Source organism: Syntrophorhabdales bacterium (assembly GCA_035541455.1).
GTDB lineage: Bacteria > Desulfobacterota > Syntrophorhabdia > Syntrophorhabdales > WCHB1-27 > JADGQN01.
Genome location: DATKNH010000104.1, coordinates 18,097 through 30,951, shown reverse-complemented (window position 1 = coordinate 30,951; position 12,855 = coordinate 18,097). Strand labels below are relative to the sequence as shown.

Sequence of the window (12,855 nt, the reverse complement as noted above, 5' to 3'; positions counted from 1 at the left end):
AAGACCTTTACCATGGCGAATGTTGTCGAGCGCGTGCAGCGGCCGGCGCTTGTCATATCGCACAACAAGACGCTCGCAGCCCAGCTCTACGCAGAGTTCAAGACTCTCTTTCCGGACAACGCGATACACTTTTTCGTGAGCTACTACGATTATTACCAGCCGGAAGCGTATGTTCCGCCCACGGATACTTATATCGAGAAAGATTCTTCCATCAACGAAGAGATAGACAAGCTCCGTCTCTCTGCGACAAATGCCCTTTTCGAAAGAGAGGACGTACTCATCGTTGCCAGCGTTTCCTGCATCTACGGTCTGGGCTCCCCCGAGGCGTATTATGGCATGCTGGTTCGTGTTGAGGAAGGCGACGAGATCGACCGGAGGGCGCTCTTTGACAAGCTGATCCAGTGTCAGTACGAGAGAAATGAGATGGATTTCTACAGGGGCAGGTTCAGGGTCCGCGGAGAGACGGTTGACGTGTATCCTGCATACGAGGAGGACAAGGCGTACAGGATCGTGCTTGATCACGACAGAGTCTCGGGCCTGTACGTGATTGATCCTTTGAGCGGGAAGAGCCGGGAGAAACTCAACCGGATCACTATATTTCCAGCCACGCACTATGTGACGCCAAAAGAAAAGATAGAAGCCGCAATAGGGAGTATACGCGCGGAGCTTGCCGAGCGGTTGAAGCAACTGCGGGGAGCTAACAAGCTCCTCGAGGCGCAGAGGCTCGAGGCAAGGACCAAGTACGATCTGGAGATGCTCAGCGAGATCGGCTACTGCCAGGGCATAGAGAACTACTCGCGCCACCTGACGGGAAGAAAGCCGGGCGAGCCGCCGCCCACGCTCCTCGACTACCTTCCGAAGAACGCGCTCGTGCTGATCGACGAGAGCCATGTGACCATACCGCAGTTGCAGGGCATGTACCGCGGCGACCGGTCACGCAAGGAAACCCTCGTCGAGTACGGTTTCAGGCTCCCCTCAGCCATTGACAACAGGCCGCTGACATTCGAGGAATTTCAAAAGCGGGCGCACCAGATTGTCTACATCTCGGCCACACCTGCTCTCTACGAGATCGGCAAGGCAGCGGGTCACGTGGTCGAGCAGATCGTGCGGCCCACCGGCCTTATCGATCCAAAAATTGAGGTGAGGCCGTCGAAGAACCAGATCGACAACCTGCTGGAAGAGATCAAGGTCGTGACCGGAAAGAGCGAGCGCGTCCTTGTGACAACGCTGACCAAGCGTTTCGCGGAGGATCTCACTGATTTTCTCCTCAATGCAGGCATCAAGGCGAAGTACCTTCATTCGGAGATCGATACCCTGGAGCGGGTTGCCATCGTGCGCGATCTGCGCCTTGGCGCCTTTGATGTGCTCGTGGGCGTCAATCTGCTGAGGGAGGGGCTCGATCTGCCGGAAGTATCACTGATCGCCATTCTGGATGCTGACAAGGAAGGCTTCCTGCGCTCCCAGACGTCATTGATCCAGACGTGCGGAAGGGCAGCACGTAACCTCAACGGCAGGGTTCTGATGTACGCTGATACCATGACCGACTCTATGCGGAGGACGATCGAGGAGACTGAGCGGAGAAGGAAAGTCCAGTCCCAGTATAACAAGACCCACGGCATCACGCCGGAAGGAATCAAGAAACAGATTGTCGATGTGCTCGCTTCCATCTACGAGAAAGATTATTACACAGTGCCCATGGATGAGTTCGAGGAGCAGGGCATTCAGCCGAAGAAGCTCACCAGGGTGATGAAGAAGCTCAAGCGGGAGATCGATGACGCTGCAAAGAAATGGGATTTTGAACGGGCGGCGCAACTGCGGGATAGACTGTTGAAGCTGGAAAAGATGGAGATCACACTTTAAGAGAAAGTGAGCAGTAAGCAGTGAGCGGTGAGCAGTGAAAGACACGCAGGCAAACAGAGCTTTGCACTTCGGTATTCACTGCTTACTGCTTGCCGCTCACTGCTTACGTACTGGGGTTTATCGGTGATTGCTGAAGAGACACTGGCGAACCTGCCGGAGAGCCCTGGCGTCTATCTCTTCAGGGATAAGGACGGCCGGATTATCTATGTGGGCAAGGCGAAGAACCTTCGTGACAGGGTAGGGAGTTACTTCGCGGAAGGAGCTAAGGAACACCGTCTGGAGCGGCTTCTCTCGACCATCGAGAACGTTTCCTTCGTGCTTACCGGCAACGAGAAGGAGGCCTTTCTACTCGAAAACAACCTGATAAAAGAGCATCAGCCGAAATATAACGTAGTACTTAAGGACGACAAGACGTACATCTCTTTACGGCTGAGCGTCAAGGACAAATTTCCCGCATTGTCCGCGACCAGAAATATCAAGGATGACGGCGCACTCTACTTCGGGCCCCATCCACACGCCCGCGACGTAAGAGACTTCCTCAAGATTGTCCAGTCGTTGTATCCTGTGCGGCGGTGCAAGGATGCAGTCTTTAAGGGAAGAACGAGGCCCTGCATTCTCTATGATATCAAGAAGTGCCTCGGGCCCTGTGTCGGTTACGCAGATGAGGCGTCCTACCGGGCGGTCGTGGATGAGCTCATAGATTTTCTCTCTGGCAGGGACGAAAAGCTGCTCAAGAGCCTCGAAGAACAGATAGATGAGGCGGCCAAGGCCTGGGATTTTGAGCATGCACAGGAGAAACGGGAGCGCTACCATGCGCTGAAACGATTAATAGAAAAGCAGCATGTCCATGAACACCTCGGCAAAAACCGGGATGTCTGGGCAGTGCTGAGGGAAGAGCGCCGGCTCAGGATTGTGCTCCTCAGTTTCCGCAGGGGTGTCTTGATTTCGAAAAGGATTTTTCATGAGCCTTTCTCTCTTAATCCGGATGAGGCATTTTCGTCCTTCATTTTTCAATATTACACGAGCCGCCCTGTTCCTGATGAGGTGATCGTCTCAGAGGCTCTGGAGGACCTCCCCCTTCTGGAGCAGTATTTGAGGGAGAAGAGGCGCACCTTGCGTGTACTCGGGCCTGAGTCTCGCGGCGCGGGTGACATGATCAGACTGGCCGTTGAAAACCTCCACGAGGTAGAAACGGTAAAGACTGACGAAGCGTTCAAAAGAATGCTTCATCTGAGTAGAGTTCCTCATCGGATTGAAGTGTATGACGTTTCGCACACGGGTGGTACGAGCCCCTCAGGCATCATGGTTGTCTTCGAGGACTTCAAACCGCGCAAAGACGCCTACAGGGTCTTTCACATAAGGGAGGCTCAACCTGAAGACGACGTGGCCATGATGAGCGAAGTGCTTTCACGCAGAATGAAAGATGAAGCCATCCGCCCTTTGCCCGACCTTGTAATTCTTGACGGCGGCAAGGGGCAGTTGTCGGGCGTGTTGAATGTGTTCAGGGCGCTCTCAATCAGCCCGGACCTCATAGGCATTGCCAAAGGTCAGGGAAGGAAAAGAATGGAAGATGTGCTCTACGTGCCGCTCCGCAAAAACCCATTGCTTCTTCCCAAATCCTCACCCGTTTTCAAAGAAATCGTCAGGATGCGGGATGAAGCCCACAGGTTCGCAATCAGTTCCCACAAGAGGTGGAAGCGCAGGGAAGACCTTTCGTCGGTGCTGCCGGACATCAAGGGCGTGGGGAAGAAGAGAATGATGCTGCTTCTCAGGACCTTCCCCTCTCTGGACGCCATACGCCATGCGGATGCAGAACTGATCGCACAGTTGCCCGGGTTCAACAGAAAGATCGCCGAGGAAATCAAAACCGCCCTCCAAGCGTCGGAAGAAAACAAACCAAAGACCTCGGACATCAGACCTTAAGGCAGACATCAGTCTCAAAGACTTCTTGGCGGCAATTAAATTTAAAATCTGCATCAAAGTCTGGGGTTCGCTCTAAGTCTGATGTCTGAGGTCTGCCTCTTAGTCTGACCTTCAGAGCCTGAAGCCTGTTATCCCTCAGGGAGAAATTCCTTTTGCAATCGCGGTGTGATCGGCTATAATGGTTCAAACGCACTATGTCTGAACCGGAGAGTTCCTTCACCATACACGATCTGCCCGTGGAAGAAAGACCGCGGGAACGCCTGAAAAGACTTGGTCCCCGCGCGCTGTCCGGCCCTGAACTGCTGGCACTGGTGATCGGCCGCGGTGTAGCAGGTAAGTCTGCGATAATCATTGCTCAGGAGCTTTTGCGGCGCTTCAAAAATATCAGAGGTGTAAGCGAGGCGACCCTGGAGGAGCTATCCGGCGTGGCGGGAATAGGGCCTGCAAAGGCGGCTCAACTGAAAGCGTGCTTCGAACTCGGCAGAAGGCAGGACCAGGTGGTCGATAAACCCTCGCGGTACAAGTACGAGCTTACCAGTCCGCACGTCGTGGTGAAAGCGGTCAGGGCAACAATCCAGGACAAAGCCAAGGAACACTTCAAGCTTGTCCTTCTCAATGTGCGGAACGTTATTCTCGATATCAGCACTATTTCCGTCGGTACGGCGAATGCCAGCCTGGTACACCCCAGGGAGGTATTCAAGAAAGCGATTGCGCACAGTGCCTCTTCCGTGGTGCTGGCCCATAATCACCCGTCAGGCAACGCGGAGCCGTCAGAGGATGACGTGAAGCTGACGCAACGGTTGGTAGAGGCGGGAAGGCTTCTGGGCATAGAGGTGCTGGACCATATCATCGTCACCGCGACAGACGAATTTGTCAGCTTCAAGGAAAGAGGACTGCTTTAACGTAAGATAGATATACCTGAAGGAGAGATTTCTTTACATGGAGGGAAAGATCCCGATCCACATCGTCTGCAAGCGAAAGAAAGAGGACGCCCTCACAGCCGCGCAGGAGATCATAACGCGATTCGGAACTAAAACGGATGTCCTTCTCAATGAAGAGGCGGCATCAGAGATCGGCTACGGGAAAGTATTCGAGCTCGAGCATGTAGGAGAAGGGGCTGGTGTCATCATTGTCCTTGGAGGCGATGGTACACTGCTGGCAGTTGCGCGCCAGCTCAAAGGACGCGAGGTGCCGATCCTGGGGGTGAACCTGGGGGGTCTGGGATTCCTCACGGAAATCTCGCTGGAAGAACTGCCGGATATGCTTGCGTCGGTTATGCGGGGGGAGCACAATCTTTCCCGTCGTGCCATGCTGAGCGTGGTGGTAAAGCGCAACAATGAACTCGTATTCGACCTTTCGGTGCTCAATGATGCGGTGATTACCAAGGAGGCACTTGCCAGGATAATCGATATCGAGACCTTTGTGAACGACGAGTATCTGACCACCTACAGGGCCGACGGACTGGTCATCTCGACCGCTACCGGCTCGACGGGCTATTCGCTCGCAGCGGGCGGGCCGATCCTCCACCCCTCCCTCACAAACATTGTCGTGACGCCGATCTGTCCGCACATGTTGACAAACCGGCCGATCCTGCTGCCCGAGGAAGCAGCAATCAAGGCTGTCCTGCTTGCAAAAGACGAAAGAGTCATTCTTACGCTGGACGGGCAGATAGGCTTTCCGTTGGAGTTCGGAGACGATGTTACGGTTAAGAAATCGCCGTATGCGGTCAACCTCATAACGTCAAGGTCACGGGGCTACTTCGAGGTGCTCCGGACAAAACTGAAGTGGGGAGAGCGATAATTATATGCTGGCATACCTGAAGGTGAAGAACTTTGCCATCATTGACGAATTGGAGGTCGAGTTTAAAGAGGGTCTCAACGTCATTACCGGCGAGACCGGTGCAGGCAAGTCGATTATCATCAATGCGGTATCAGCCCTCATCAACGCAAGAATACCCACCGATGTGGTGCGATCCAATACAGACAAGGCCGAGATAATCGGTCAGTACTACCGCAAGAGGGATGAGTATATTCTGAAACGCATCATCGGCGATCAGGGCAAGTCGAGAGCTTTCATCAATGAACAGCCCGTAACCCGCAAGCGGCTTGAGAGTCTCGGGGAGGAATTGACGAGCATTTACGGGCAAGGAGAGTCGCAGGATCTGCTGAGAAAAGAGCACTACCCTGCTATATTGGACGGCCTCCTTTCTCTTGAAAAGGAACGGAGGCTGCTCGCGGAACGGGTCAGGGACTTCAAAGAGGTTGTTGCGGTCCTTACCAAGAAAAAGAATGAGGTGCAGGGTCGTGACAAGGAGATAGGCCTGCTGCAGTTTCAGCTGATGGAGATAGAGAAGGAAAACCTTCAGGAAGATGAAGAGAATACAATAAAGGAACGGCTGGTGCTCCTCAAGGATGCAGAAAAAATAACATCCGTTCTTGAAAACGTGAACAAGGGTCTTTATGAAGATGAAGGCTCGGCCCACACTATCCTCAAGACAGCGGTTGCGGCACTCAAGAGCCTGGCGAAAGTCGAGGCTATCGATACACTGAAAGGCAGGGTCGAGGCGCTCTTCTTTGAGGTGGAAGACATAGCGGAAGAGATAAAGAAGCAGGAGAAACTGTTCGTCTATGACCCGCAGCAGATCGAGGAGATGGAGGACAGACTCTACCGGATCCGGCGGCTCCAGGACAAATATGGAAAGACGTACAGGGAGATCAAGGAATATGAGCAGTGGGCGAGAAACTCGTTAGCCTATCTTTCGGCACTCTCATCGAACATGGAAGAATTGGAAAAGAAAAGGGACATACTGGAAAAGGAAGTGACAGAACGGGCAGAACATCTTTCGGCCGAGAGAAAGAAAGGCGCGAAGAAGATTGAAGAGGCAGTGGCGAGAGAGTTGGAATTGCTTTCCATGAAGGGTGTGAACTTCAAGATAGTGATTTCAGACAAAGGCGTTGTTGATGAGGAAGGCAGGGACGACATCGAGTTCCTGCTCAGCGCCAACCCGGGTGAGCCCCTCAGGCCCTTGAGAAAGGTTGCGTCGGGTGGAGAGCTGTCGAGGGTGATGCTGGCTATCAAGCGTATTGTGGGCGGCACAAGCGGCATGACCATGATATTTGACGAGATCGACGCGGGCATAGGGGGGAAGGTAGCGGAAATCGTGGGGAAGAGATTGCGCGAGCTCGCCCACAACAGCCAGGTGATCTGTATCACGCATCTCCCGCAGATCGCAGCTTTCGGCGATCATCATTTTCTTGTCGAAAAATCGCAGGACGAGGGATCGACCAGGACTGCCGTGCGGGAACTCGCGTGGGACGAACGGATAGTGGAGATAGCCCGCATGCTTGGCGGCGTGAAGATCACAGAGAGGACAGTTAGTCAGGCTGAGGAGATGCTGAAGAATGCTCAGGAAAGCAAGAATTAGCGACATAAAAACGGTTCACCGCCTCATCAATGAGTGCGCTGCCAAGGGAGAGATGCTTTCGCGGTCGCTCGCCGAACTGTACGACAACATGAGGGATTATTTTGTGTACGAAGACGCTGGGGAGGTCCTGGGCGCCTGTGCCCTGCACGTGTGCTGGGAAGATCTGGCAGAGATACGCTCGCTGTGCGTGGTTCCCGGCTCGAGAAAGAAGGGCGTAGGAAGACGCCTGGTGACTGCTTGCCTGGATGAGGCAAAGGACTTTTGCCTTGAAAGAGTTTTTCTTCTTACGTATCAGGAAGAATTCTTTGGTAAACTCGGCTTCCGGCTGGTGGACAAGTCCGAACTGCCCCAGAAGATATGGACAGATTGCATCAAGTGCGCTAAATTTCCCCTGTGTGATGAAGTAGCGATGGTGGTCAATCTAGTGGAGAGTAATCATGGTTGACAGAGAGCACCTGACCCGCACCTTGCGAAACGCGTTCGACAGTTACGAGGTCTGCCTGATCAGGGAACGGACAAAAAGGTATGAAAGCTTCCAACGAGAGCTCTACGGGCTGGTATTTAAAGAAGAGGAGGGCATAGCCCTTCGCGCGATAAAGGACCGCCGCCTGGTCTTTTCGTATACGTATGAAAAAGGGGAAAAAGCAGCTTCCGCCCTGTCAGAAAATGCAGTTGCGCTGGTTCCCTTTATGGACAGGGACGAGCACGTGGGCTTTTCGGAAAAGTTTGCCACATATCCGGCATTTGAGGCTTGTGACCGCGTCGGTCTCGAGACGCAGGACAATGAGAAGAGCGAGCGGGTGCTCGCGCTTGAGCGAAGCATCCTAGATTACGACAAGAGGATCGTGCAGACCCGCAACTGCGAACTGCAAGAGGTCGAGATCGAGTGCTCAATTTTCAATACTAACGGGTTGGAGGCAGAAGCACGCAAGACCATGTATACGCTGGGCGGGCTTGCGGTCGCCAAGAACGGCGAGGAAGTTTCATGGTATGACTGGCGGTGGAGCCACGTCCTCAGCGCATGTGAGCCTGCGTCGCTGGGCAGACGAATTGCTGAAAAGGCAATCTCCTTCCTCGACGGCTGCGTATTGCCGACCGGCGTCTACGAGGGATTGTTGACTCCCGGTGCTGCGTGTGACATGCTGGACGTGCTGGCGCCTTCTTTCCTCGGTGAGAGCCTGCACAAGGACAAGACGTGGCTCAAAGACCGGCAGGGTCAACAATGTTTTTCTCCTGCTCTTAATATCACAGATTCAGGACTTGCAGGCATGGGCAGCTTTCCTTTCGATGGTGAAGGCGTGCCATCGCAGGAGAATGCCCTCGTACGCGACGGTTACTTTCACGGTTTCCTTTTTGACATCTACTACGGTCGAAAAATGAAGCGCGCATCAACCGGGAACGGAGTCAGGATGGGACTCAGGGAGCCGCCGAAGTGCTCTCACAGAGGGTTTTATATTGAAAAGGGACAAGAGGACGTAGCCGCAACCTTCCAGGACGGAATCATCATCGAAGAACTAATGGGCACGCACACAGCCAATGGCGTCACCGGCGATTTCTCGGTCGGAGCCCTGGGACGCTTCCGTAAGAACGGTGAGGAGAGACCATTCAAGGGTGTGGTATTTTCAGGAAATGTGTTCGAACTGTTGAAGAACGTGAAGGCTGTGGGAAACGATCTCACCTTTTACGGCGCTCATGGCTCGCCAACCCTCTACATCACGGGATTGAAAATAAGCGGCACATAAGTCCACGTGCCTCACCAGGCAAGGATTGACAGCGTGCAGCCTGCGGCTATAATGACGGAAGAGGCTTTGGCAAAGACTTGGGACAATGTAGCGTGCAGATTCTGGACTCAGAATACGGTAAATGACAGGGGAAATTCAGAGTACATAGTTTTTGCGAACAAATGACCAGGTGCGCTCCGATCAACATTGAAACAAAGGAGCATATGGATCAGGTGTTCACATTCAAGCACAAATCCATATGTTATATTGATCCGAAGTCTCATTTGTACAAGTTGGTCTCGCATCTTTCTCTTCACGACAGAAACGGTATCGAGATCGATTCCGTGGTCGCTGACTCTATCTATCTGAACGTGTACGGTCCGATCCTGCCCGCGACCCGCAGGCCCGCCGTCGGATTGGTCACGTTTGATTGCATAAACAACGATGGAGATCTAGACAGAGTGCATCTTGGCCATAAGATATGCAAGCTCATACTGCACTGAAAAGCTGAGAAAGGATTCTTTGTCAAGGGATCGAACTGTGAACGGCAGATACAGAATAGAGACGAAAGCCGAACGATATGCTGCAGCCGACGTGACAGTACAGCACCGCCGCGTGGCTCAGCTTTTTGTTGGAATTAAGATCAATTCGGGAGAGAGATGTATGATGTCTATTGGCAAGAATGCTTTGTTGGCAATTTTCCTGTGCTCCGTTATGGGATTTATTTCAATCACTGGTGCACGTGCGGCGGAATCCGGCAACCCGGAAAAGAGACAACTCTTTGAAAGACTCATGCTCGTCACTGACATGCAGGCGCGGTACAGTCAAATCATAGAGATCATGGTCAATCAGGTCGGGATGGTGTTGCAGGCAAATGTGCGGCAGACGATAGAGAAAATGGAGAAGGCAACCCCTGAGCAGAAGAAGAAGTTTGGACAAATCATGGAAGATGCAATGGGAAGACTGACAGGAAAGATGACAGCCGCGATGAAACAGGAACTCCCATTCGCCGAACTCGTTGACCGAGTCTATTACCCTCTCTATGACCGACACTTCACCGCATCGGACCTGGAATCGGTTCTTCAGTTCTACGAAAGCCCTGTGGGAAAGAAATTTGTGAGCACGACCCCTGTCATTATGCAGGAGTCGGTATCACTCTTTAACGAGCTGTATACGCAGAAGCTTCAGAAGGTAGGCCAAACTGTTGCCGAGGAAGAGCTTAAGCGAATCAAACAGGAACTGGAAAAAATCCCCAAGGAGTGACAGAAGCCCCACCGAAGGCGATCTCTCACCACTTCACTGCCGGGCCCAGACCCGCCACCTGAGCCCTCAGTTGTGGAATATGTGCGTCGACGTTCTCTTTTGTCACGAGCACGCCGAAATCGGCAGGCACCTTGACGCTGGTGTCATGTAACATCCGTGCAAGAATCATCGCGCCGACGATCGGCCTGTAGTGCGAAGTTTCGTAGTAGTAGTTGTTATTGGTAGTGATGGAGTTCAGGCCGCTGAAATCGTAAAAGCTTGTGATCTTACTCAATTCCTTTTCAAAGAGGAGTAGCTTGTCCAGCCCTGTGGCGAGATACGTGGTCTGGTGTATGGGGTTAATGAAAATGATCGTCTGTATACCGTGCGCTTTCAGGAGCTCCACGGTCTCCCTGATTTCCTCCAGAGCTTCTTTCATCCTGTTACCGTGCATGAGCAGAGGCTCTTTGAATTTTTCTGCCTTTGCGTAGTTGATCGGGTCCGCATCAATTGCCTTTTCTGCCTCGGGTCCTGCCAACTCAAGGCCTGTGCCGTAGTGATCGTAGGGGATGGGGCGTCTTTTCCCCTCGAACCCTTCGAGCGGTTCCTTCATGCTTCTTGAAGAATAGCGAATGAGGTATTTGAGATAAAAAAGAAATGTGCTCTGGTGCACCACCGGAGGATAGGGATAACGCACATAATCAGTGAAGTGCTCTGCAGGGTCCAGTTTGTAGGAGAATTCGTCGAGGCCGATGAGAACTACCTTAGGCCGGACCCCTTTGCTCAGCAGGTAGCGGAGGTTGTCCAGATGGTTGCGCGGCAGACCGCCCGGGTAGGTCATGTTGTAGCAGCTATAACCCTTGGCGTCTCTCCCATCGATTCCGTTTACTCGTGACGACCCGAAGATGAGGCAGTCGTACTTCTCCGGGTTGGAAGCGATATAGCGAGTCTTTACGAAGTTCTTGTTCGCCAGCGAAAACTGGTACGCAACGTCGTGGCGCCACGGTCCGTACCTGAAAACGCCGTTCGGGTCGACAATGTAGTTGAAAAGTGCGACGGCGCCCAGTTCTGCTGCCATGAGGATTATCCCTGTGAAAAACCATTTTCTGTAACGCTTCATGACACCTCAGAAAAACCGGTAGACAAATTCCTGCATCACCGCCATGTGCAGCATGGCGTAGGCTCCGGCTGACAACACGATAAGCGCCTTCCAGTCGGGCTTGAATCCGTCCGCCATCTGGTTGGAATTCTTGAAACACAAACAGATGATCAGCGCTCCGGCGATGAAGAGCCACGAGTCTCTGCTGCCTTCCATCACACGTTTCCAGGGCATAAACGTTATTCCGTAGCTCGCGAGAGAGTGGAGTGTTCTGGACCACTCCTCGGGAAGAGCCACGCCGGTGAGGCCTGCCATGCCCTTGAGCACCCGTATGGCATCGCTCCAGGTTTTTGCCCGGAAGAATACCCATGCTACATTGACGAAGTTGAATGTCACGAGCCAGGCGATCACGTTGGGCATTCGCAGCCCCATCTTCTTCCATGCGCGATGGATGATAAGCGCTGCTCCATGGAGAAAGCCCCAGAAAATGAACGTCCAACCCGCACCGTGCCACAGGCCGCCGATCAGGAAGGTAGCCATGAGATTGCAGTATATGTGCGCCTCAGATACACGGTTGCCCCCGAGCGGTATATAGATATAATCTCTCAGGAACCTGGTGAGCGTGATGTGCCAGCGGCGCCAGAAATCCTGTATATCGAGCGCTTTGTAGGGGCTGTTGAAATTGATGGGGAGCCGTATGTTGAAAAAAAGCGCGGCACCGATAGCCATATCGGTATACCCTGAAAAATCAAAATATATCTGGAACGTGTAGCAGAGAGAGGTCGCCCAGGCGAGGAGAAGATTTAGATTCTGCCCGCCGTCGAACCCCTGGGCAGCCCAGCCCTGAAAGCGGTCCGCAATCTCTACCTTCTTGAAGAGCCCTACGGAGAAAAGGAAAAGTGCCAGCGACAGATTTCGATAGTTGAGTGTCTTGCTCCTCAAGCTCTGCAGCTGCGGTATTATTTCATCGTACCGGGCGATGGGGCCGGCCACAAGCCGGGGAAAGAACGAGATGAAAAGCGCATAGTTGAGAAAGCCGGTCCGTCTATCCGGATTGCGATAGATATCTACGAGGTACGCAATCTGGGTGAAGGTGAAGAAGCTTATGCCGAGTGGTAAGAGCATTTTCTTCACGGGGATGCCCAGACCAAAGAGTGCATTCAGGTTGTACATCACAAAGCTCGTGTACTTGTAGTAGCCGAGCAGGACAATGCTTACCGCTATGCCGACAATAAGGAGGGTCTTGCGTTTGGTCTGTCCGGTCATTGAAGGAGCGTGGCTTGTTAATGCAAGGCCGAGGCAGAAATTGAACAGTATGGAAAAAGCGAGAACCAACCCCGACATCATGTCATCCCGGGAGTAAAAGACGAACGAGCAGACGATCAGCCAAACGGTCGAAGCGAGAGTCAAGCGCCATCTGTTGAGCAGGAGGTAGACTACGAGCGTGCAGGGAAGAAACAGGAGAATGAATTCGTGGGAGTTAAAGGTCATGTATGTTCGTGGGCACTCTTGCGCGAGAGCTTGTTTGCCCGGTTGGTGGCCTCCTTATATCACACGGCAGTTGATTTGTCCATACTCCCATTGCC

Annotated in this window: 11 protein-coding genes; 9 read left to right on the top strand and 2 right to left on the bottom strand. The window is 53.0% G+C overall.

Going from position 1 to position 12,855, the window contains the following annotated elements; all coding sequences use genetic code 11:
* The 9 genes from uvrB to VMT71_10785 all read left to right on the top strand — a co-directional run.
* On the top strand, positions 1-1,860 hold a 1,860-nt coding region (gene uvrB, locus VMT71_10825), incomplete at its 5' end, for an excinuclease ABC subunit UvrB (protein ID HVN24454.1).
* 27 nt (positions 1,861-1,887) lie between these two features.
* On the top strand, positions 1,888-3,783 hold the full coding sequence (uvrC, locus tag VMT71_10820) for an excinuclease ABC subunit UvrC (protein HVN24453.1): 1,896 nt from the start codon (positions 1,888-1,890) through the stop codon (positions 3,781-3,783).
* Positions 3,784-3,977: 194 nt separating this feature from the next.
* The gene (radC, locus tag VMT71_10815; GenBank protein HVN24452.1) at positions 3,978-4,685 is read left to right on the top strand and encodes a DNA repair protein RadC; all 708 of its coding nucleotides are present in this window, start codon (positions 3,978-3,980) and stop codon (positions 4,683-4,685) included.
* Positions 4,686-4,722: 37 nt separating this feature from the next.
* Complete coding sequence (locus VMT71_10810; protein HVN24451.1) at positions 4,723-5,583, top strand: NAD(+)/NADH kinase; 861 nt, start codon at positions 4,723-4,725, stop codon at positions 5,581-5,583.
* A 4-nt stretch (positions 5,584-5,587) separates the two neighbouring features.
* Complete coding sequence (gene recN, locus VMT71_10805; protein ID HVN24450.1) at positions 5,588-7,207, top strand: DNA repair protein RecN; 1,620 nt, start codon at positions 5,588-5,590, stop codon at positions 7,205-7,207.
* Entirely contained in the window at positions 7,185-7,652 is a 468-nt protein-coding gene (locus tag VMT71_10800) for an N-acetyltransferase (protein ID HVN24449.1), read from the top strand. The genes recN and VMT71_10800 overlap by 23 nt, the downstream gene beginning before the upstream one ends.
* Entirely contained in the window at positions 7,645-8,949 is a 1,305-nt protein-coding gene (locus tag VMT71_10795) for a metallopeptidase TldD-related protein (protein ID HVN24448.1), read from the top strand. Before VMT71_10800 ends, VMT71_10795 begins: the two co-directional genes overlap by 8 nt.
* 263 nt (positions 8,950-9,212) lie before the next feature.
* Complete coding sequence (locus tag VMT71_10790; protein HVN24447.1) at positions 9,213-9,431, top strand: hypothetical protein; 219 nt, start codon at positions 9,213-9,215, stop codon at positions 9,429-9,431.
* Between the two features lie 37 nt (positions 9,432-9,468).
* Positions 9,469-10,191 (top strand): DUF2059 domain-containing protein, encoded by a 723-nt coding sequence (locus VMT71_10785; protein HVN24446.1) that lies wholly within the window; start codon positions 9,469-9,471, stop codon positions 10,189-10,191.
* Between the two features lie 25 nt (positions 10,192-10,216).
* Here the strand turns inward: VMT71_10785 and VMT71_10780 are convergent, their stop codons facing one another.
* Complete coding sequence (locus tag VMT71_10780; protein HVN24445.1) at positions 10,217-11,290, bottom strand: hypothetical protein; 1,074 nt, start codon at positions 11,288-11,290, stop codon at positions 10,217-10,219.
* Positions 11,291-11,296: 6 nt separating this feature from the next.
* The gene (locus VMT71_10775) at positions 11,297-12,760 is read right to left on the bottom strand and encodes an MBOAT family protein (protein HVN24444.1); all 1,464 of its coding nucleotides are present in this window, start codon (positions 12,758-12,760) and stop codon (positions 11,297-11,299) included.
* Positions 12,761-12,855: the final 95 nt, after the last annotated feature.